This is a genomic window from Trinickia sp. Z7, assembly GCF_056498045.1.
Map to the genome: position 1 here is coordinate 144,437 of NZ_JAUEQW010000013.1, position 20,223 is coordinate 164,659.

At 60.7% G+C, this 20,223-nt stretch carries 20 protein-coding genes; 11 read left to right on the forward strand and 9 right to left on the reverse strand.

The window, feature by feature from the left end; genetic code table 11:
* The first annotated feature begins 6 nt into the window (after window positions 1-6).
* Window positions 7-978 carry a LysR family transcriptional regulator gene (locus tag QQS38_RS20500; protein ID WP_479647183.1) on the forward strand — a complete coding sequence of 324 codons (972 nt, stop codon included), beginning with the start codon at window positions 7-9 and terminating at the stop codon, window positions 976-978.
* Here QQS38_RS20500 and QQS38_RS20505 read toward each other — a convergent pair.
* Genes QQS38_RS20505 through QQS38_RS20520 form a run of 4 tightly spaced genes read right to left on the reverse strand, consistent with a single transcriptional unit; the run spans window position 965 to window position 4,598 of the window.
* Complete coding sequence (locus QQS38_RS20505; RefSeq protein WP_479647184.1) at window positions 965-1,747, reverse strand: SDR family NAD(P)-dependent oxidoreductase; 783 nt, start codon at window positions 1,745-1,747, stop codon at window positions 965-967. The genes QQS38_RS20500 and QQS38_RS20505 overlap by 14 nt on opposite strands.
* 44 nt (window positions 1,748-1,791) lie before the next feature.
* Window positions 1,792-2,970 (reverse strand): L-rhamnonate dehydratase, encoded by a 1,179-nt coding sequence (rhmD, locus tag QQS38_RS20510; RefSeq protein WP_479647185.1) that lies wholly within the window; start codon window positions 2,968-2,970, stop codon window positions 1,792-1,794.
* A 15-nt stretch (window positions 2,971-2,985) separates the two neighbouring features.
* Window positions 2,986-3,738, reverse strand: a complete 753-nt coding sequence (locus QQS38_RS20515) for an SDR family NAD(P)-dependent oxidoreductase (RefSeq protein ID WP_479647186.1) — start codon at window positions 3,736-3,738, stop codon at window positions 2,986-2,988.
* A complete protein-coding gene (locus QQS38_RS20520) occupies window positions 3,735-4,598 on the reverse strand; it encodes a fumarylacetoacetate hydrolase family protein (RefSeq protein ID WP_479647187.1) in 864 nt (287 codons plus the stop codon). Before QQS38_RS20520 ends, QQS38_RS20515 begins: the two co-directional genes overlap by 4 nt.
* 221 nt (window positions 4,599-4,819) lie before the next feature.
* Between QQS38_RS20520 and QQS38_RS20525 the strand changes: the two genes are divergently transcribed.
* Complete coding sequence (locus QQS38_RS20525) at window positions 4,820-5,500, forward strand: YceH family protein (protein ID WP_479647188.1); 681 nt, start codon at window positions 4,820-4,822, stop codon at window positions 5,498-5,500.
* Window positions 5,501-5,691: 191 nt separating this feature from the next.
* Here the strand turns inward: QQS38_RS20525 and QQS38_RS20530 are convergent, their stop codons facing one another.
* On the reverse strand, window positions 5,692-6,402 hold the full coding sequence (locus tag QQS38_RS20530; protein WP_479647189.1) for an FkbM family methyltransferase: 711 nt from the start codon (window positions 6,400-6,402) through the stop codon (window positions 5,692-5,694).
* Window positions 6,403-6,928: 526 nt separating this feature from the next.
* Here QQS38_RS20530 and QQS38_RS20535 point away from each other — a divergent pair.
* From QQS38_RS20535 to QQS38_RS20575, 9 genes are all read left to right on the forward strand, one after another.
* Complete coding sequence (locus QQS38_RS20535) at window positions 6,929-7,672, forward strand: class I SAM-dependent methyltransferase (protein WP_479647190.1); 744 nt, start codon at window positions 6,929-6,931, stop codon at window positions 7,670-7,672.
* Window positions 7,673-8,069: 397 nt separating this feature from the next.
* Entirely contained in the window at window positions 8,070-8,945 is an 876-nt protein-coding gene (locus QQS38_RS20540; protein ID WP_479647191.1) for a lipid A biosynthesis lauroyl acyltransferase, read from the forward strand.
* A 518-nt stretch (window positions 8,946-9,463) separates the two neighbouring features.
* Window positions 9,464-10,303 carry an ABC transporter substrate-binding protein gene (locus QQS38_RS20545; protein ID WP_479647192.1) on the forward strand — a complete coding sequence of 280 codons (840 nt, stop codon included), beginning with the start codon at window positions 9,464-9,466 and terminating at the stop codon, window positions 10,301-10,303.
* Window positions 10,304-10,353: 50 nt separating this feature from the next.
* A complete protein-coding gene (locus QQS38_RS20550) occupies window positions 10,354-11,070 on the forward strand; it encodes an amino acid ABC transporter permease (protein ID WP_479647193.1) in 717 nt (238 codons plus the stop codon).
* A 21-nt stretch (window positions 11,071-11,091) separates the two neighbouring features.
* Window positions 11,092-11,736 (forward strand): amino acid ABC transporter permease, encoded by a 645-nt coding sequence (locus QQS38_RS20555; protein ID WP_479647194.1) that lies wholly within the window; start codon window positions 11,092-11,094, stop codon window positions 11,734-11,736.
* Window positions 11,733-12,485: an amino acid ABC transporter ATP-binding protein gene (locus QQS38_RS20560; RefSeq protein ID WP_479647195.1), complete on the forward strand. Its 753-nt coding sequence runs from the start codon at window positions 11,733-11,735 to the stop codon at window positions 12,483-12,485. The genes QQS38_RS20555 and QQS38_RS20560 overlap by 4 nt, the downstream gene beginning before the upstream one ends.
* A 102-nt stretch (window positions 12,486-12,587) precedes the next feature.
* The gene (locus QQS38_RS20565) at window positions 12,588-13,337 is read left to right on the forward strand and encodes an IclR family transcriptional regulator (protein ID WP_479647196.1); all 750 of its coding nucleotides are present in this window, start codon (window positions 12,588-12,590) and stop codon (window positions 13,335-13,337) included.
* A 66-nt stretch (window positions 13,338-13,403) separates the two neighbouring features.
* On the forward strand, window positions 13,404-13,790 hold the full coding sequence (locus QQS38_RS20570) for a RidA family protein (protein ID WP_479647197.1): 387 nt from the start codon (window positions 13,404-13,406) through the stop codon (window positions 13,788-13,790).
* Between the two features lie 512 nt (window positions 13,791-14,302).
* Window positions 14,303-15,034, forward strand: a complete 732-nt coding sequence (locus QQS38_RS20575; RefSeq protein WP_479647198.1) for a hypothetical protein — start codon at window positions 14,303-14,305, stop codon at window positions 15,032-15,034.
* A 129-nt stretch (window positions 15,035-15,163) separates the two neighbouring features.
* Here QQS38_RS20575 and acnA read toward each other — a convergent pair whose 3' ends face one another.
* The 4 genes from acnA to QQS38_RS20595 form a co-directional block, all read right to left on the reverse strand.
* Window positions 15,164-17,881, reverse strand: coding sequence for an aconitate hydratase AcnA (acnA, locus tag QQS38_RS20580; protein ID WP_479647199.1), 2,718 nt, complete (start codon window positions 17,879-17,881; stop codon window positions 15,164-15,166).
* 101 nt (window positions 17,882-17,982) lie between these two features.
* A complete protein-coding gene (locus QQS38_RS20585; RefSeq protein ID WP_479647200.1) occupies window positions 17,983-19,434 on the reverse strand; it encodes a bifunctional 2-methylcitrate dehydratase/aconitate hydratase in 1,452 nt (483 codons plus the stop codon).
* Between the two features lie 24 nt (window positions 19,435-19,458).
* Window positions 19,459-19,965, reverse strand: coding sequence for a hypothetical protein (locus QQS38_RS20590; protein WP_479647201.1), 507 nt, complete (start codon window positions 19,963-19,965; stop codon window positions 19,459-19,461).
* Between the two features lie 108 nt (window positions 19,966-20,073).
* The coding region (locus QQS38_RS20595) for a citrate/2-methylcitrate synthase (RefSeq protein WP_479647207.1) at window positions 20,074-20,223 on the reverse strand (150 nt) is incomplete at its 5' end.

A 20,223-nucleotide genomic window follows, 5' to 3' on the forward strand; every position in this document is an offset into this window, starting at 1 on the left:
TCACCCATGACACCGTCCACCGCTGCTCTGTCGCTCGTCAATCGGCTCAAGTTCAAGCATTTGGCGCTGCTGGTGGCGCTCGACGATACGCGCAACGTCCACCAAGCCGCCGACCAAGTCAACGTCGCGCAGCCAAGCGCGAGCCGAATGCTCGGCGACGTGGAGGACGCTTTCGGCTTTCGTCTGTTCGAACGCAACGCGCGCGGCATGACGCCTACCGCCTTGGGCGCGGTCGTGCTTGCCTATGCGCGCCGCGCCCTGGCGGAGTTGACGCGCTTTGCCGAGGATCTCGACGTCAAGCGCAAGGGCGGCCACGGGCAGTTGACGGTCGGTGCGATCATGGGCGCCGCGCCCGATGTCCTGGCGTTGGCGGTGGCCGCGTTGAAGACCGAACGGCCGCTGCTCAACGTGCGCATCCTGGGCGAGACGAGCGACCAAATCGTGCAATTGCTCTACCGCCGCGAGATCGACCTCGCACTCGCGCGTCTTACCACTTCGCTGCAGCACAACGACTTTGACTTCGAACTGCTGGCTCGCGAAACGCTGGTTCTCGTCGTGCGCACGCGTCATCCGTTGGCGGGCCGAACCGAGGTGTCGCTTGCGGAACTCGTTCAATGGCCGTGGGTGGCGCAACCCGTGACGAGCCCCGCCCGCGTGCTCTTCGAAGAAGAACTGGCGCAGGCAGGCTTGAACACGCCGGCGAACTTGACCGAATGCGGCTCGGTCTTCGCCACCTTGCAATTGATCGAAACGTATGACGCGGTGGCGATGTTGCCCGAATCGGTCGTGCGCGACCACGTGCGCGGCAAGCTGCTCGTCGCGCTGCCGCTCGAAATCGGTAAAAGCCTGCCGGGCTACGGCATCCTCTTGCGCAAGGAGGAAGCGCTGCCCGAGGCGGCGCACCATTTCGTCAACCTACTGCGGCGTTTTTCACAGCCGATGGCAGACGCGCCCGCCCGCAAAATCATTGAAGGTTGACGAACATGCCGCCGTCGACGAGCAATGCCGCACCGGTTACATAACGAGCCAGATCCGACGCTAGGAAGACGACACAATCGGCAACTTCATCGGGCGCCCCTAGCCGGCCGAGCGGAATGCGCCGCTCGAAGTAGGCGCGTTTCGCGCTGTCTTCCAAGTCCTCGGCGTTCAGGTCGGTCGCGATCGTGCCCGGCATCACCGAATTGCACCGGATGCCGTAGGGGCCGAGCGCTATCGCGCACGATTGCATCAACGAGTGGACGCCGGCCTTGGTCGGCGTGTAGTGGGTTTGCATGGCGCCGCCGACGAGCGCGCTGATCGAGCTCGTCGCGACGATCGCGCCGCCAGTGCCTTGTTCCTTCATTTGCCGCGCCACGGCTTGCGTGACGTAAAACGCGCCGTTCAGGTTCACGCCGATGGTGCGTTCGAGTACGGAGGGCGGCATATCGAGGAAGGCGTGAAACGGGCAGATGCCGGCATTGCTGGCGAGCACGTCGACTTTCCCGAAGGCCTCGACCGCATGCCTGACTAAATCGATACCCGTTTGCGGGAGCGCGACATTGCCCTCGAGCGCAACGGCGCGCCGGCCGCTTGCTTCGATGTCGCGGATCACTTCGTCGATCGCCGAGCGCCTACCGTACGACGCATCGTTCTCGCTCCAATAGTTGATGACGACATTTGCGCCTTCGCGCGCGCAGGCGAGGGCGATCGCGCGGCCGATTCCGCGCGAGCCGCCGGTGACGATCGCAACTTTGTTTTCGAGCAGCACGTCATGCCTCCTTGCGTGGTGTCGCCGACGACTCGATTCGATGTTCAATGCGTGTGCGGGCGCATGAGCGCGCACTCGGGGTTCAGCCGCACGCCGAACCCCGGCGTTTCCGGCACCTTCATGCGCCCATTGAGGGGCACGGGTTCGTCGAGCAGCAACGGCGTAAACATCGGAACGACGCGATCGGCCTGCGGGGCCATCATCAGAAATTCCGCGAACGGCGAATTATGGCGCGTCACGACGAAATGGTAGCTGTACACCGATGAGCCGTGCGGCACGACCATCACGTTGTGCGCATCGGCGAGCGCCGAGATCTTCAACAATTCGGTCAAGCCCCCGCACCAGCCGACATCGGGTTGAATGAGGTCGCAGCAACCCATCTCCAGCAACATGCGAAAGCCCCAGCGCGTCGCTTCGTGTTCGCCCGTCGACACCATCATGCCGCGCGGGACGCTGCGGCGTAGCTCGGCGTAGCCCCAATAGTCGTCGGGCGGCAGGCATTCCTCGATCCATTTCAGGCCATGCTCGTGCGCCGCTTGCGCGAGCCGCGTCGCGTAGCGCACGTCCAGGCTCATCCAGCAGTCGTACATCAACCAAAAGTCGTCGCCGACGCGGTTGCGCATGTCCGCGAGCTTCTCGATGTTGCGGCGCAGGCCTTCTTCGCCTTCGGCGGGCGCATGCTGCAGCGGCAACTTGCCGCCGATAAAGCCCATTTGCTGCGCGAGATCGGGGCGTGCGCCGGTTGCATAAAAGACGAGTTCGTCGCGCACGGGGCCGCCGATCAACTGATACACCGGTTCCTTGCGAATCTTGCCGAGCAAATCCCAAAGCGCGAGATCGACGCCGGAAATGGTATTGAGCACGATGCCCTTGCGCCCGTAGTACAGCGTCGCGTAGTACATCTGATCCCACATCGTTTCGATGTCGGTCACGCAGCGGCCCTCGAGAAAGCGAGCGAGATGCTTCTCGACGATGAAAGCGCCGATCTCGCCGCCGGTGGTCACGGCGAAGCCGACATTGCCGTCGCTGGCCTCGATTTCGACGACGAGCGAGCCGAGCACATTGATGCCGAACGATTGGCGGCTTCGCCGATACTCAGGGTAGCGGGACATCGGTGTCGCAATGTGATCGTCGATCCAATGTCCGCCCGACTGATCGTGATAGTCGGCGCCGCCGCCGCGGACCGTGAAGGCGCGCACGTGTTTGATGGTTGGCATGGCCATGAGAGGACGCTCCGCTCAGTAAGTTGCGCGACCGCCGGAGAGATCGAACACGGAGCCTGTGCTGAACGCGCAATCCTCGGAGGCGAGCCAAAGGATCATCGATGCCGCTTCGTCCGGCATCAGAAAGCGGTTCATCGGAATCTTCGACAGCATGTAGTCGATATGCTGTTGCGACATCGAATCGAAGATTTCGGTCTTGCACGCGGCTGGCGTAACTGCGTTGACGAGGATGTTCCGCGTGGCCAACTCTTTGCCGAGCGACTTCGTGAGCCCGATGAGCCCGGCCTTCGATGCACTGTAGTGCGACGCGTTCGGATTGCCTTCCTTGCCGGCCACGGAGGCGATATTGACGATGCGCCCGTAGCCGCGTTCCAGCATGCGAGGCACGACCGCGCGGCAGGTCAAATACGGGGCGATGAGGTTCACTTCGACGACGCGACGCCACACGGCCGGGTCCAGCTCCCATGTCGTGCCGTTGCCGCCGGTGATGCCCGCGCTATTGACCAGGATGTCGATCGAGCCGTGCTGCGCGAACGTCGACGCCGCCGCTGCTTCGACCGCGGCGGCGTCGGTCAGATCGACGGTGACGGCGGACACCTGGCCCCATTCCGATAGTTCGCCGCGGCTTCGCGAGAGGCGGTCCGCATCGACATCCCACAGCGCGACGGCCGCGCCCGAACGCAGCGCACGCTGCGCGACCGCATAGCCGATGCCGCGGGCTCCGCCCGTGACGACGGCGGTGCGGCCATTCAAATCGATTGCGTTCACAGTGACTCCTCGAGGCGTGCTTGGACGGTGCGCTGATACTGTTCGCCGAGGCCGGCGATGCCCAGGCGCATCGTCTGGCCCGGACGCAGGTAGACCGGCTCGGGCTTTTGCCCCATGCCGACGCCCGGCGGCGTGCCGGTGGAGATGACGTCGCCCGGTTGCAGGCTCATGAAATGGCTGATGTACGAGACGAGCGTCGCGACATCGAAGATCATCGTTTTCGTGTTGCCGTTTTGATAGCGCTTGTCGTCGACCTCGAGCCACATATCGAGTGCTTGCGGATCGGGGATTTCGTCGCGCGTGACGAGCCAAGGGCCGAGCGGGCCGAACGTATCGCAGCCCTTGCCTTTGTCCCACTGACCGCCGCGTTCGAGCTGGTAGGTGCGCTCCGAGACATCGTTGACCACGCAGTATCCGGCCACATGATCGAGTGCGCGCTCACGCGACACATAGCGCGCTTCGCGGCCGATGACGACGCCGAGTTCGACTTCCCAATCGACTTTCTGGGCGCCGGGCGGGATTTGCACTGCGTCGTTGGGTCCAACGATCGCGCTGGTCGCTTTCATGAATAGCACCGGCTCGCTCGGCACGGGCATGTTCGACTCGGCCGCATGATCGGAATAATTGAGGCCGACGCAAATCATCTTGCCGACGCGGCCGACGCAGGGGCCTAGCCGTACTTCGGCCGGAACGAGGGGGAGGGCTGCGATGTCGAGCGCGGCAATGTCGTCCAAGACGGCTTGCGACAACGTATCGAGCGCAATGTCGGATACGTGGGCGGATAAGTCGCGAATGCGGCCCTGTCGATCGACAATGCCCGGGTGCTCTTTGCCCCGTTCACCAAAACGCACGAGTTTCACGGCGACTCTCCTCGTCCAGATCGTGTGCTGATGACGGGAGACTATAGAGGCGCTTCGATAGCGGAACAATTCGAAAGACGGATTCGCCGATAACAAAAGCGAATTGGGTGCGCGCTGGCCCTCAGTGGCACGAGGCCGAGTAGTTGCGGCGCGCGACGGGTTCGCGCGGCGACGCGATGGTCGCTATCATATCCCCCCACCATCACTGCTTTTGCTGCGACATGACCCAATCCCTTCGCGATCTCACCCCGATCGAAGCGCGCGTCCTTGGCGTGCTGGTCGAAAAGCAGCATACGGTTCCGGATACGTACCCGTTGTCGTTGAACGCGACCACGGCTGGCTGCAATCAGAAGACCGCCCGCTCTCCCGTCATGAGCGTCACCGAGGCGGAAGTGCAGAACGCCATCGATGGCTTGAAGCGGCTGAGTCTCGTGATGGACGCAAGCAGTAGCCGCGTCACCCGCTACGAGCACAACATGAATCGCGTGTTGGGCGTACCGAGCCAAGCCGTGGCGCTACTGACGGTGCTGCTGCTCAGAGGCCCGCAAACCGTTGCCGAATTGCGCCTGAATGCCACACGCTTGCATGGTTTCGCCGACAACTCGTCGGTCGAGGCCTTTCTCGACGAGTTGGCCGCCCGTACGCCCGCGCTCGTGGTGAAGCTGCCGTGCGCGCCCGGCGAGCGGGAGAATCGCTGGATGCACCTGATGTGCGGTGAAGTGAACGTGGAGCAACTGGCCGCCACTTTCGCGCGTGCGCAAAGTGCGGCGCCGGCGGGCGAACTGGAGGCTTTAAGGGCGGAACAACAGCGCTTGGCTGATGAAGTGACGCAACTGCGAACGCTCGTCGAACGTATGGCGGCGGACCTGGGTGTCTCGATCGACCGTCCTTCGCAGAACTGACGCAACGATTTCGAACGCGATGATTCGCGAGTCGGCGAGGGGGCGGCGCCATTTCGCACATCGTGCCGATGATTTCGCACCTACGAGGCATCTCCGGGTCCGGGTCGCGTTCTCGCGCGGAAACTGCGACATGTAGCTCCTCTACCGCCGCGGGTATTCCCGCGCGGCGGGTGCGGCAGAAGGTGCGGCCGCTACAGCTGGAATCGAAATATTGCCGACCGGTCGACCCTGAAAATCAGTGAAATGTGCGTCCAACTGATGAGACGATAGCCGTGTGCGACGAGGTATTTGTATATTTCCGAGTCGATTACGTCTTTTATCGAAAACGACACGCTTTCGACGATGATAATTTTCGGTTTGTATCGTTCAAGGTTGATCGAGCGCAGTACGTGGAAATCATGCCCCTCCGCGTCGATCGAAAGCAGATCGATTTCCTGGTTCGAGTAGCGGCTGTGTTCCAACACATCGTCGAGCGTGGTCGTCTCGACGTCGCGGACCGAGACTGGGGCCTGGCCTTCCGCGGCGGCCGTTTCGGGATCCAAGGTCGAGGTGAGCCCGTATTTGGAGAAATTGTAGGCCTGCTTGACCGATTTTTCGCTTGAAATTGCCGCGCAAATATTGACATCCGAAGCTCTGGCGAGTTTGAATGCCTCTATTTTTATTGGATCCATGTCGATGTTGATGCCGCTCCATCCGCGTTTGTGTAAGGCGTAGGTATTCGAGAATTTTATTGGATGGTAGGCGCCCACGTCTACGTAGATTCCGTTATTGCAGGTCGGGCTGATTATCTCGCGTAGCACGGCGTCCTCGCCGAATTGCGAATAGTACAGGCGCGCAACGCGCGTGATCCATGTTTTTCGTACCAGCCAAAGGAAATGTCCGGCGCTTTTCAATGTGTTCATAACAATGCGCACCATCGGAGCCGAGCGATGGCGATAGGTTAGCTTATTCCATTCTATTTGCAAGAATATCTTCTAAACGATAATCGTCTGATCATCACAGGAAAAGGGGCTGCGATTAAGAAAATCGATTCCCGCTATTTGAGTTGAATGTGCGTGGGTTCGCCCGCGCGCATGCTTATTCGGCAGCGACGGGGCCGCGAGGGATGCGAAGGATTTACCGCTCATTCCTCGAATCATTCTGCGGCTTTGGATAATCGATTTTTTATTTGTCTAGATGCGTCTCGATTTTTAATTGGCGGAAAAATCCTAGGTCGATATGCTGGAGTGGCATCGCTTGTAATCGTTCTGATCGACGACATCGATCGATCCGGCAGCATTTTCGTCGATTGACGTCCTCAAAAAACTCGTGGGCGGGCGCAGGAAAACGAGTTCGTCGCTGACATTCCGAAAGCTGAGTCGCTTTTAGGCGGGGGACACACGAACTGTATATTTGACCGATGGGGCGGAGCATCCTACGATGTCCGCCATGAATCCCGATCACTTCAGCGCCGTCGCCAAGCAGTACGTTGCGTCTCGGCCCACCTATCCGCCGGCGCTTTTCGCGTGGCTCGCCACACTATGTCCGGTCCGGGAACTCGTGTGGGACGTGGGGGCAGGCAATGGCCAGGCGTCGATCGCATTGGCCGCCCATTTCGCCAAAGTGTGGGCCACGGACCTGAGCGAGGCTCAGATCGCGCAGGCTCCGGCGCACGAGCGCATCGAGTACCGCGTGGCGCCGGCAGACCGTAGCGGCCTGGCCGACGCGAGCGCTGACGCCGTCACCGTCGCGCAGGCGCTGCACTGGTTCGACCTCGATGGCTTTTATGCCGAGGTGAGGCGCGTACTGAAGCCCGGCGGTTTGATCGCCGCTTGGACCTACGGCGTGCTGCATGTCGAAGGCGCCGCCGTCGAAGAGCGAGTAAGCCACTTTTATCACCAGGTAGTCGGCCCATATTGGCCTGCCGAGCGGCGCCATGTCGAAACGGCGTATGCGGATCTTCCGTTTCCCTTCGAACCCGTTGCAAGTCCCGCGTTTGCCATCCGACTCGCTTGGACGCTCGACGAATTGCTGGGTTACTGCCGCAGTTGGTCGGCCACCGCGCGATATCACAGCGCAACGGGCCGGGATCCGGTCGCCGCGCTCGAGACCGAACTCGCTCCGAATTGGGGTGAACGGGATCGACGCCGCGAAATTACATGGCCGATCGCGATGAGGGCCGGCTTTCGCTGAAGCCGGCGCATGGGGCGCAATGGCGCGGCGAGCCACGGGCCACCCGCGACCATCGACGCATCTCGATATTGATCCGCGCGGCGCGCGCCGTGAGGCTTAGCGTAGCGCGAGGCGCCGCGGCCCAGCGCAATCGCATGCGATAATGCGCCCGCGCGCGACTGATTCGTCAGCGCCACTCTTCGGGTGCGCATCTTCGTTCCACGGGCCATTGCGCCATCCCGCCATTTAAACGGGGCGGCTCGGTCCGGAATTAGATTTTTCTCCCCCGCCAAGCGCCGTTTCGCTCGAGCGCGTCGACACGACCGTGCTCGCCAGACTTACCTCAACGGACGTTCGCTGCCGGCGAACCACCCTTTTCCAAGATGGCGAGGTCTGCCATTGCACGCAGGAACAGCTAGTGAAACAACTCGGTCATGCCTTTCTCGTCACGCTGCTGCGCGCGTTGTCGGTGCTTCCTTACCCGCTGGTCGCGAGGCTGGGCAGCGCTATCGGCGCGGGTTTGTACGCGCTGCCGAGTCGGCGCAAGCACGTCGTCCTGGTGAACTTGCGCCTTTGCTTTCCCGAGAAGACCGAACTCGAGCGCCAAGCGCTCGCGAAGGCGCATTTTCGGCACGTCGTTCGCAGCTATCTCGAGCGCGGGATTCAGTGGTTCGGCAGCGCGCGGGCGATCGAGAATATCGTCCAAATCGAAAGCAAGATCGATCTCGAGGACAAGAACGCTCCGCCCACCATCTTCATGGGATTTCACTTCGTGGGCATCGAGGTGGGATGCATGCGCTACTCGATCCAGTTGCCTGTTGCGTCGTTGTTCACGCGGATGTCGAACCGGCGCATGTGCGATCTCGCAAGGCGGCAACGCGGCAGGTTCGGCGCCGAGATGATCGAGAGGGCGACGAGCGCCAGAAAAGTCATTGGCATCCTTCGCTCAGGCAAACCTGTCATGCTTGCGGCGGACATGGATCACGGTATCGAGAACTCCGTCTTCGTTCCGTTTTTCGGCGTTCCCACTTGCACACTGACATCCATCTCGCGCCTTGCGAAATTAGGCCGCGCGCGGGTGGTGCCGTTCGTGACGGAAGTGCTGCCGGATTTCAAGGGGTACAAGTTGACGATCTTCGAGCCGCTCGAAGGTTTCCCCTCCGAAAGCGACACGAACGATGCCGCGAGAATGAATGCGTTTCTCGAGGCTCAGATCATGCGCTTTCCCGATCAGTATTACTGGGTGCATCGACGCTTCAAAAATCGGCCGGCAGGTGTGCCGGGAGTTTATTGACGGGACGCTAGCGGCTAGGACGCCTCGACGAAAATTTCCACGCCGCCAGGCTCGAGCTGGAGTTCGCCCCCGGAAAAGCGCTGGTTCGAGAGCGCGTGAGTAGTCGCTCACAGGATCGATTCAGTGCCTGCCGGCCCGTGTCGCCGCGTGTGACTTCTCGCGCATTCAACTGCGCCGATTGCAGCCTTAGGCCCTCCATGCAACATCACCACTTGGAGAAGCCATGAATCCGATTATCGATATTTCCCGCGGCGCCAGAGCGGCAGCGCGACGTTCCGGTCGCTGTCGCCCTCTCCACGTCCGGTGCTTGCCTCGCCAAAATCACCATCGCAATAGGGATTAAATCGGGCTTGCTTCCTCGTTATTAGCGTCAAAAACTGGGCATAAATCCGATTCGCCAGATAGCTGTCCGATATACCGGATGCAACTGGAGTCTGAATCGCGCATTCACTAACGGGCCGATGGTACTCATGCCGATTCGTTCGGCCCGGAACGCTCTCTCCGACAAGGACCCAGCCATGAAACTTGCGAAACGAGGCGCCCACGTCGCGCTACTGCTCTCAGTTGCCGGATTGCTTGCGATGACGGCCTGCACGAAGGTTTCCACGCCCGCCTCGCCGCAAGCGGCTGCTGCCCCGTCCACGCTGCAGGCCGTGTTGCAAAGAGGCACGCTGCGCGTCGGCGATTGTCTGACATTTGCTCCCTTCGGGTTCTACGACAAGAACGGTCAACCCGACGGTTATGACGTCGACTTGGCAAAAGAGCTCGCCAAGGAGATGGGCGTGAAGTTGGAAGTGGTGAACACCACCAGCGCGAACCGGATTCCCAATCTTCAGACGAGCAAGGTCGATGTCGTGTTCTGTAACTTCACGCGCAACTTGGAGCGCGCGAAGGTCATCGAATTCACGACCCCCTATGTCGTTGCGAGCGAGGCACTCCTGGTCAAGAAAAGCAGCGGGATCAAGTCCGTCAAGGACATGAGCAACCGCACGATCGCCACGGTCAAAGGCTCGACCAACGGCGACGAAGTTCGAGCGCTGAACATGGCCGTCAAAATCCAGGAGTACGACAGTTCGCAGGCCGCGATTTTGGCCGTCAAGCAAGGCCAGGCCGATGCCATGATCGAAGACAACAACTTCCTCGCCTATCAAGCGAAGCTCGATCCCGATCTGACGGTTACCGACGAAGCGTTGGTGCCGCTCGAATACAACGCGTTCGGCGTCAAATCGGGAGATCAAGCCTGGCTCAATTACTTGAACTTGTTCCTCTTCAACATCAATGCGTCCAAGCTGAACGCGCAGCTTTACAAGAAGTGGTTCGGCGTCGATCCGCACTACCCGCTGAGCCCGCAGTTTTGACGAGTGCGGCATGCCGCTAGCGGGTGCAATCGAAAAATGCGGAGGGTGACATGGGTTACGAGTGGCTGACGCTCTGGGGCTATGTGCCGGAATTCATCAAAGCAAGTTGGCTGACGCTGCAGGTGACCGTGCTCGCGTTCGTGTTGGCGGTGGCGTTGGGATTATTGACGGCGCTCGCCAGCGTCTCCGTGCTCGGCATCTTGCGAATCGTCGCGCGTGCCTACGTGGAAATCATCCGCAATACGCCTGTTCTGTTGCAGATTTTCATCGTCTTTTTCGGTTTGCCGTCCGCCGGACTTTCTTTGGACGCGTACTGGGCCGGTGTGATAGCGCTAGGTCTGAACGTCGGCGCCTACTTATCGGAAGTGTTTCGCGCCGGCATTCAATCCGTGCCGCGGGGGCAGTTGGAGGCCGCCGCGATCCTCGGGCTCGAGCGTGCGCAAATCTTCACGGAGATCGTGCTGCCGCAAGCGGCGCGCGCAGTGTATCCGGCCATCGTCAATTATCTGATTCAGTTGTTGCTGGGCACGTCGCTGCTATCGGCCATCGCGCTGCCAGAACTGACGGGAACGGCAACGGTGATCAATTCGCGAACCCTGCTTTATGTGCAGACGTTCGCCGTGACACTGGCCGCGTACCTCGTGCTCAGCAACGCGCTTTCGTGGCTTGCCGGGCAGCTTGGTGCACGCGTTTTCCATCCCCCGTTGCTCATTCGAGCGCGCACGCGTTTGGGCGGTTGGCCGCTGCGCCGCCCAAACCGAGCTTGACCTACGCATTGGAGCGGGATCATGTCAGTCGACTTGTTGCAAACCAGTCTTGCGATCCTTCTACAAGGCCTCGAGACGACGCTGCTCCTTTCCGTCGCGGCGATCGTAGGCGGCACCTTGATGGGGCTCATCGCTGCCGTGCTGCGCTCGTTCGGGCCATGGGGCACGCCCGGCATCGCCAAACTCTACACGGAACTCTTTCGCGGTACGCCGGTGCTCATCACGTTGATGTTCATCTACTTCGGCGTCTCTTACTTCGGCTATGCGATCGATGTCTTTGCCGCGGGCGCGATCGGTCTCAGCGTTTATCAAGGCGCGTATATCGCAGAAGTGTTCAGGTCGGGCATCGAGTCCGTGCCGAAGGGGCAGTGGGAGGTGTCGCAAATTCTCGGCTTGAGCAAGATTCAAGCGTTCTTTTTCGTGGTGCTGCCTCAAACGGGGAGGATCGTGTTGCCTCCGCTCGTCGGTCAGTATCTATCGCTCATCAAGGACACGTCGATCGTCAGCATGATCGGCATGTCGGAGTTGATGCATGGCGGCCAAGCCATCGTCGATCGAATCGGCAAGCCCGTGCAAATCTACGGACTCGTCGCGCTCATTTACTTTGTCGTGTGCTTTCCGCTCTCTCAATGGGTGCGCCATCATGACCGGAGGAGATTGTCGTGAGCACTGAAACCCTACTCAAGCCCGCCATTTCGCTTACGGGCGTCAGCAAGTCGTTCGGTTCGACGCGGGTGTTGAAAGAGATCAATCTCGAAGTCCGAACGGGCGAAGTGCTGGTGCTGATCGGCGCTTCGGGGTCCGGCAAAAGCACCGTGCTGCGCATCATGGCTGGGCTCGAAACGTCGGATTCCGGCGAGGTGTGGGTCAACGCGGTGCCGTTGCACGACCCGCGCCGGGCGCGCGAAATTCGCGGCCACGTGGGCATGGTTTTTCAGCAATTCAATTTGTTTCCCCACAAGACGGCGCTCGGAAACGTCATGCTCGCTTTGGTCAAAGCACGCAAGATGAGTCCTACCGATGCGCGCAAACGCGCGATGGAAGCGCTGGACCGAGTGGGCCTCGCAGACCGGGCCGAACACTACCCGAGCCAGTTGTCGGGCGGGCAGCAGCAGCGCGTCGCGATTGCACGGGCGCTCGCCGTGGAGCCGGGCATCATGTTTTTCGACGAAGCCACATCGGCGCTGGACCCCGAGTTGGTGGGGGAAGTCACCGAAGTCATGCGCGGCTTGGCGCGGGACGGGATGACGATGGTCGTTGTCACGCATGAAATGGGCTTTGCGCGCAAGACTGCCGATCGCGTCGTTTTCATGGACAAGGGTGTAATTGCCGAGCAAGGCGAACCGGAACAGATTTTCGTCAACCCGGCTAACGAGCGTACGCGGCAGTTCTTGCACAGAGTGCTCGATCATTGATGCATGGGGCTGCGCTGCCGCGCTTGCGAGTGCGTGCCCGCGGTAGACTCGCTCTCTTGGCATGTCGCATGCGTTGCATGAACGATCGGATGGAGTGAATGGATGACTGGTACGGAATCGTCGCGGGCAAGGGGTGTGGATCGCGTCATCGACATCTTTCGGCAATTGCATCTCGCTCAGCGCCCCATGACGATGCGAGAGTTGATCGAGGCAACGGGGGCGCCCCGTTCGAGCATCTATGAGTTGGTCGCCATTCTCAGCGAGGCCGGCTGCCTCGAGACGTCTGCCGACGGCAGCGTGTTCTTCGGACGCGAGATGCATTACTACGGCTCCGACTACGCGACGCACAACGACTTGATCAGCCGCTCGCATCAGGCGCTGTTGGCGTTGGTGAGGAAGTACGAAGAGACGGCGCAGCTGTGCATGCTCGAGGGCAATAAGTACACCGTGGTGCTGTCGGAGAGCAGCACGCGGCCGTTCAATATCAGTTCGGACATCGGCGTTAGAGTGCCGATTCCTTGGACGGCGACAGGCCGTTTGTTGCTTGGGCATTTGAATGCCGAGGAAATTCGCGCCTTGGTTCCGAGCGAGGATTTCGTTCTCGATAACGGCGTTCGAATCGAATTCGACGAGTTCTTTCGAGACGTGCAGCGCGCGAAGGACCAAGGATACTGCTGCACGGAAGGGCTGTCCCACGCATTTCGATTGTGCATGGCGGCTCCGATACGCGACCGCACGGGCCAGCCTATCGCGGCGCTGTGTTTCATGACGGGACGAGATACGAGCCCCGAGCGGCGAGAGGCAATGCTCGACGATCTCCTGCAGTCTGCGAAAGCGCTATCGCCTAGATAAGGTTCTCGTGATTGCTCGCTTGTCCGAGAGGGTTGCGGATTCAACGAATTTGAAAGGAGAGAAAGAATGAAGCGTTATGGCGTAGAAGGGGGCAAAGGCACCGGCGGTCAACATATGCCGTTTGCACGCGCGGTCGAGGCGGACGGGTGGCTGTTCGTTTCCGGTCAGACGCCGATGGTGGACGGCGAAGTTATCAACGGCGGCATTATCGAGCAGTCGCATCAGGCGATCAAGAACGTATTCTCGATTTTGGAGGAAGCCGGTTATGGTGCGGAACATGTCGTGCGCTGCGGTGTATGGCTCGATGACCCGCGCGATTTTGCGTCGTTCAACAAGGTGTTCCGGCAATATTTCGGCGAGCATCCGCCTGCGCGCGCGGCGGTCGTGTCGAGCATGGTGATCGATTGCAAGGTCGAGGTTGACTGCGTCGCGTATAAGGCGCCGCGCAAGTAGGGCGGTCTCGATCGAACAGCGCCTGCCTATGGCGTAGTGCAGCGAATCCGGGCATTTGGGGGCGAAGCCCCGGGGCCGAGCCCGCCCTCGCCCCCTGGGTGGGGGAAGCCCGTTCGTTGCTACCAGAGATACATGAATGGCCGAATACCGACACTGGGGTGGAGACATGCGGCTGTGTACGGCTCTGCCCGGGTGAAAGCCCCTGCGTGGATACGATGGACTGTCCACGCTCTGCATCGCAATATATTGGTTTGCGTTCCCCACGCCGCCAGCATCCGCACAAAGTATTTCAAAACTGAAAGGTGATTCGGATTCGCCGCGCTCGCAAGAAGAGAGCGTATGGCCCCGGTGACCGCATCCAATTCAGAGCGGGAACAGTCCTCCTAAAGTTCTTACGCGCCGTGGCCGTTATCTCGATTGCCGACGGCGTGGTTGAGGGCTGCCTCGCTGCCATGGCGGACGCTGGCGACAAAGCTTGAAGCTTGCTACTTATTAACAACATAAACGATTCAATGAAGACCAATTATTCTAGAGCGGCGGTGGTTACTTGCTGTGCTGGCATGATGCTGTTAACGGGATGTGCATCCTTGCCGAAAACAGATCTGGATGCCAAGAATCGGGAGAAGGTGCATTCAATAGGCGTCCTTCGAATGAACGAGCCCGCCGGTGAAAGCGTTGTGAATTTGGGTGGAGCGGCTGGTGGTTTTGGTCTTGTCGGCGCTCTGGTCCAAGCCGGGGTGAACGCGAGCCATACGAAAACGTACACGCAGCGAGTCGCGAGTGAAAAAATCCAGTTCGCGTCGCTCATGAACGACGGAATCACGTCGCGTTTGGCCACCGATGGCTATCAGGTAGTTGACCTGCACGATCAAAAGGTCAAGCTTTCGACGGACGGTAAATCGGATGATTATTCTGCGATTCAGACCGATGCCGACGCTATTCTGAACGTATGGTTCAGCTCGTTTGGCTACATGTCCCCGCCGGAGTCGCCCGATTTTGTTCCGTGGGTCGTCATTCGAGCCCGCCTCTTGGACGCGAAGACAAAACAAGATCTGTATTTCAAGACATTTGCTTGTGGCTACGATATCAAGGCAAACAGTGTCCACATCGACAGCGATTCCACGTATCGGTATGGTACGTTCGGCAAGCTGGAGGATCAGTTCGATCAGTCGGTCGCGGGCCTGAAGGCATGTGAGCAAGCCGTCGTTGCAATGATCGGACAGGATTTTTCCAAGTCACCCTAACGGCCCGATTCGAAGGCGAAGCCTAACGCCCGATAAAAAAGCCCGGCTGATGCCGGGCTTAGAATCACCGCGCTTCGAAATGACGAAGCGCGGCGCCTTGCGAATCAGCAGCTCGCTGACGGCAAGGCTTTACGCCGCGAGAAGCGAGCGCAACACGAACGGCAAAATCCCGCCGTGCTTGTAGTAGTCGACTTCGATCGGCGTATCGATACGAAGCAGCACGGGCACGCGTTGCGTCGTGCCGTCCTTGCGATGGATCACGAGCGTGACTTCTTGCTGCGGCTTGAAGTCGTCGCCCAGGCCTTCGACATCGTACGTTTCCTCGCCCGTGATGCCGAGCGATTGCACGCTGTCCATCCCGATGAACTGAAGCGGCAGCACGCCCATGCCCACGAGGTTCGAACGATGGATCCGCTCGAAGCTGCGCGCCACGACCGCCTTCACCCCCAGCAGTTGCGTACCCTTGGCCGCCCAGTCGCGCGATGAGCCCGTGCCGTACTCTTCGCCCGCGAAAATCATCGTCGGCGCACCCGCGTCGATGTACTTCATCGCCGCGTCGTAGATCGGCAACTGTTCGCCGCTCGGTTGATGGACCGTCAAGCCGCCTTCCACGCGCGTACCGTCGGCCTTCGGCGGAATCATGAGGTTCTTGATCCGAACGTTCGCAAACGTGCCGCGCATCATCACGTCATGATTGCCGCGGCGCGAGCCGTAACTGTTGAAGTCGGCCTTTTGCACGCCGTTCTCCTTGAGCCACTTGCCGGCCGGCGAATCCTCCTTGATCGACCCGGCGGGGCTGATGTGATCGGTGGTGACCGAATCGCCGAAGATACCGAGCGCGCGCGCACCTTGGATCGCCGGGATCGAGTCGGACGGCGTCATCGAGAAGTCGGCGCCGAAGAACGGCGGCTCCGCGATGTACGTCGACTTCGGCCAGTCATAGACCTGACCTTCCTCACCCTCGATCTTGCTCCACAGGTCGCCCTGCTTGGTGAGCTGCGAGTAGTTCGTGCGGAACGCTTGGGCATCGAGCGCGTACTTGAGCAGCGCGTTGATTTCCTCGCTCGTCGGCCAAATGTCGCCGAGATAGATATCCTTGCCGCCGTTGCCCTTGCCGACCGGTTCGGTCATCAAGTCGCGTGTGACGGTGCCCGCAATCGCGTATGCCACGACGAGCGGCGGCGAGGCGAGGAAGTTCGCGCGAATGTTCGGGTGGATGCGCGCTTCGAAGTTGCGATTGCCCGACAACACGGCTGCTGCGACGACATCGTTCTTCGTGATCGCTTCGTTCAACTCGGGCGTGAGATCGCCGGCGTTTCCGATACAGGTCGTGCAGCCGTAAGCCGCCAGTTCGAAGCCGAGCTTCGACAGATACGGCATGAGGCCCGTCTTCGTCAGGTACTCGGTGACGATGCGCGATCCCGGCGCCAAAGACGTTTTGATGTGCGGCGCTACCGTCAGCCCGGCTTCGACTGCCTTCTTCGCGAGCAAGCCCGCAGCCAGCAGCACGCTCGGGTTCGACGTATTCGTGCATGACGTGATTGCCGCGATCAGCACATCGCCGTTCTTCAGCTTCACGCCATTGGACGTTTGGTACTCGGCGCCCAGCTCCGCCGGCTTCTTGGCGAAGCCGTTCTCGCCGACGGGCTTGACGAACAGATCGGCGAACGTCGATTTGACATTGCCGATTTCGATGCGGTCTTGCGGGCGCTTCGGACCGGCCAGCGACGGCGCCACGGTAGCGAGATCGAGCGTGACGACCTTCGTGTAGTCGATCTGGCCTGCCTTCGGAATGCCGAACAGCCCTTGCGCCTTGAAGTAGTTTTCGAAGGCGGCGATTTCCGCGTCGGTGCGCCCCGTGCCCTTGAAGTAATCGATCGTCCTTTCGTCGACCGGGAAAAAGCCCATCGTCGCGCCGTACTCGGGCGCCATATTGCCGATGGTCGCGCGGTCCGGCAGCGTCAGCGACGCCGTGCCGTCGCCGAAGAATTCGACGAACTTGCCGACCACCTTCTCCTTGCGCAGCATCTCGGTGATCGTCAACACGAGATCGGTTGCCGTCACGCCTTCGCGCAGCTTGCCCTTGAGCTCGACGCCGACGACATCGGGCGTCAAGAAATACACCGGCTGCCCGAGCATGCCCGCTTCCGCTTCGATGCCGCCTACGCCCCAGCCCACCACACCGATGCCGTTGATCATCGTCGTGTGGCTGTCCGTGCCGACGAGCGTATCGGGGTAGTACACCGTATCGGCGCCTTCGGTCTTTTTATGCACGCCGCGCGCGAGGTATTCGAGGTTCACCTGGTGAACGATGCCGACCCCAGGCGGCACGACCTTGAACGTGTCGAACGCCTGCATGCCCCACTTCATGAACTGATAACGCTCGTTGTTGCGCTGAAACTCGAGCTTCATGTTCAGATCGAGTGCGTCCTTCTGACGGAAGTAGTCGATCTGCACCGAGTGGTCGACCACGAGATCGACCGGCACGAGCGGCTCGATCGTCTTCGGATTCTTACCTGCGCGCTTGGCGACGCCGCGCATGGCAGCGATGTCGGCCAAGAGCGGCACCCCCGTGAAATCCTGCAGCACGACCCGCGCGACCACGAACGGAATCTCATCCACGCGAGCGGCATTCGGTTTCCAGTTGGCGAGTTGCTCGATGTGCTCTTCCGAGACCTTCTTCCCGTCGTAGTTGCGCAGCACCGATTCCAGAACGATACGGATCGACAGGGGCAGCCGGTCGATCTTGACGTTCAACGCCTTGCCGAGTTGGGGCAGCGAGTAGAACTTGCCCTTGCCGGTGCCGCTGTCGAATTCCTTGAGCGTGTTGTGCAGATTGTGGGTCATGGTTTTTCCTAGGTTAGAGCGAGGAAATGACGGTGCTACTTTTTTCTTGAACCTTGAACCAGCGTTCGGAGTTGCCTAGATCTTGCCTAATTCGGGACTGTCTAAATGACGAACATATCGACGTACTCGTGCACAGGCATCGTCTCGAGTCTCGCTTGGTCGAGCGAGACATCCAGAATTGCCTGGCGCTGTTTCTCGGGGAAGCGGCGGGCGAGGTTCGTCTTGAACTTTTCCACGAGCAGCGGAAGGCCTTCGGCGCGGCGCCGCTTGTGGCCGATCGGATATTCGATGACGACTTCATCGAGCTTCGTGCCGTCGGTGAACTCGACCGTCAACGCATTCGCGATCGAGCGTTTGTTGGGGTCGTGATAGTCAGCCGTGAAGGCGGGGTCTTCGACGCACACGATCTTCGCGCGCAGGGCGTCGATGCGTGGATCGGCGGCAATGTCGTCTTCATAGTCGGCCGCCGTCAAGCGCCCGAAAATCATCGGCACGGCCACCATGTATTGGATGCAATGGTCGCGATCGGCCGGATTGGCGAGCGGGCCTGTCTTGTCGATGATCCGTATCGCTGCTTCGTGCGTGCGAATCGTGATCTTCGCGACGTCTTCCACGCGCCTGCCCGCCGCCCGCAACCGGCCGTGCAGCGCCATGGCGGCTTCCGCCGCCGTTTGCGCGTGAAACTCGGCCGGAAACGAAATCTTGAAGAGCACGTTTTCCATCACGTACGAGCCGTAGGGCCGCTGCATCTTGAACGGTTGGCCCTTGAACAGCACGTCGTAAAAGCCCCATGTCTTTGCTGTCAGCACCGAGGGGTAGCCCATCTCGCCCGTCTTGGCGATCAAGGCGAGCCGCACGGCGCGCGCGGTGGCGTCGCCCGCTGCCCATGATTTGCGCGAACCGGTATTGGGGGCGTGGCGGTAAGTGCGCAGCGAATGCCCGTCCACGAACGCGAGCGAGACCGCGTTGACGAGCTCGTCGCGCGAAAGGCCGAGCAACTGTCCGGCCACGGCCGTCGAGGCCAGTTTGACGAGCAGGACGTGATCGAGCCCGACCTTGTTGAACGAATTCTCGAGTGCGATCACGCCTTGGATTTCATGCGCCTTGACCATCGCCGCCAGAACGTCCTTCATGACGAATGACGGTTTGCCGGCGGCCACCGCGGTGCGCGAGAGCCAATCGGCCGTCGCTAGGATGGCGCCCAGGTTGTCCGACGGATGTCCCCACTCGGCGGCGAGCCACGTGTCGTTGAAATCGAGCCAACGGATCATCGCGCCGATGTTGAAGGCGGCTTGGACGGGGTCGAGCTGAAATTGCGTGCCGGGCACCTTGGCCCCGTTCGGCACGATGGTGCCGGGCACGATCGGCCCCATCAGCTTCGTGCACGCCGGATAGGAAAGGGCCTCGAGCCCGCAGCCCAGCGTATCGATCAAGCAATGCCGGGCCGTATCGAGCGCTAGCGCGCTATCGATGCGGTAGCCCAGGACGTAGTCGACGATATCGACCAGAACCTGATCCGGCGCAGGCCGGACATTGAGGATCGGGGCGGACATGGGTCGAGGCTCCCGGGCCGGTGCTTAGCTACCCGACTTTTGCAGTGCGTTCGACTGCGTCGGGGCCGGAGCGCCTTGCACCATTTCGGCCGTCTTGCATTCGTCTGCGAGGCGCGCGCCGTCGTGATCCGAGAACAGCATCGCTTTGGTCGGGATCACGACGAGGTCGAGCCCCGTAGCGGCGTCGTGGAAGCGATCCGCGCCCGTGGTCGTGGCTTCGCGCGGCAGGTTGTAGTTCTTGTTGGCCCAGTGAACCGTGACGATCTGGTCACGCTTCATGTCGCCCTTCAAATCGAACGCGAGCCCTTCGTTGCAGGACCAGAGCACCGAGCCTTCCGGCACCGGATCGGTTTTCGCGGCCGACTTCGTCGATTTGCGCTTGATGAGGCGGTGCTTCGGCGCGGGTGCCTTCGCTTTGGTGGCCGCCTTCTTGGTGGCCGTGGCGCCGTTTTGCGCGAATGCGTTGTTCGCGGCGACGAGCGACGTGGCGGAGAGCGAGGCGACCACGGCGGCGATCAGCAGTTTCTTCATGGAATCAAGACCTTGTGAATGACGATGAGACAAATAGAACACGAACTGCGCGGCGGGCGGCATTGCCTGCGCCGGCTACTCGCGCGATTTTGTTTCGCGCGGCGGTCGCTATTTTCTCCTATTTAGCCGGACAAACTTCAGATTTTCGGGTCCCGTGTAGTTCGCGCTCGGCCGGATGATCTTGTTGTCGACGCGCTGCTCGATGATGTGCGCGCTCCAGCCCGAGGTGCGCGAGATGACGAACAGCGGCGTGAACAT

What these genes read in the sequence shown, in the direction of transcription:
- acnA (WP_479647199.1), bottom strand. Translation starts at nt 17,881, where the DNA reads ATGACCCACAATCTGCACAACACGCTCAAGGAATTCGACAGCGGCACC.
- rhmD (WP_479647185.1), bottom strand. Translation starts at nt 2,970, where the DNA reads ATGGCCATGCCAACCATCAAACACGTGCGCGCCTTCACGGTCCGCGGC.
- QQS38_RS20525 (WP_479647188.1), top strand. Translation starts at nt 4,820, where the DNA reads ATGACCCAATCCCTTCGCGATCTCACCCCGATCGAAGCGCGCGTCCTT.
- QQS38_RS20570 (WP_479647197.1), top strand. Translation starts at nt 13,404, where the DNA reads ATGAAGCGTTATGGCGTAGAAGGGGGCAAAGGCACCGGCGGTCAACAT.
- QQS38_RS20545 (WP_479647192.1), top strand. Translation starts at nt 9,464, where the DNA reads ATGAAACTTGCGAAACGAGGCGCCCACGTCGCGCTACTGCTCTCAGTT.
- QQS38_RS20500 (WP_479647183.1), top strand. Translation starts at nt 7, where the DNA reads ATGACACCGTCCACCGCTGCTCTGTCGCTCGTCAATCGGCTCAAGTTC.
- QQS38_RS20550 (WP_479647193.1), top strand. Translation starts at nt 10,354, where the DNA reads ATGGGTTACGAGTGGCTGACGCTCTGGGGCTATGTGCCGGAATTCATC.
- QQS38_RS20590 (WP_479647201.1), bottom strand. Translation starts at nt 19,965, where the DNA reads ATGAAGAAACTGCTGATCGCCGCCGTGGTCGCCTCGCTCTCCGCCACG.
- QQS38_RS20530 (WP_479647189.1), bottom strand. Translation starts at nt 6,402, where the DNA reads ATGAACACATTGAAAAGCGCCGGACATTTCCTTTGGCTGGTACGAAAA.
- QQS38_RS20535 (WP_479647190.1), top strand. Translation starts at nt 6,929, where the DNA reads ATGAATCCCGATCACTTCAGCGCCGTCGCCAAGCAGTACGTTGCGTCT.
- QQS38_RS20575 (WP_479647198.1), top strand. Translation starts at nt 14,303, where the DNA reads ATGAAGACCAATTATTCTAGAGCGGCGGTGGTTACTTGCTGTGCTGGC.
- QQS38_RS20585 (WP_479647200.1), bottom strand. Translation starts at nt 19,434, where the DNA reads ATGTCCGCCCCGATCCTCAATGTCCGGCCTGCGCCGGATCAGGTTCTG.
- QQS38_RS20565 (WP_479647196.1), top strand. Translation starts at nt 12,588, where the DNA reads ATGACTGGTACGGAATCGTCGCGGGCAAGGGGTGTGGATCGCGTCATC.
- QQS38_RS20555 (WP_479647194.1), top strand. Translation starts at nt 11,092, where the DNA reads ATGTCAGTCGACTTGTTGCAAACCAGTCTTGCGATCCTTCTACAAGGC.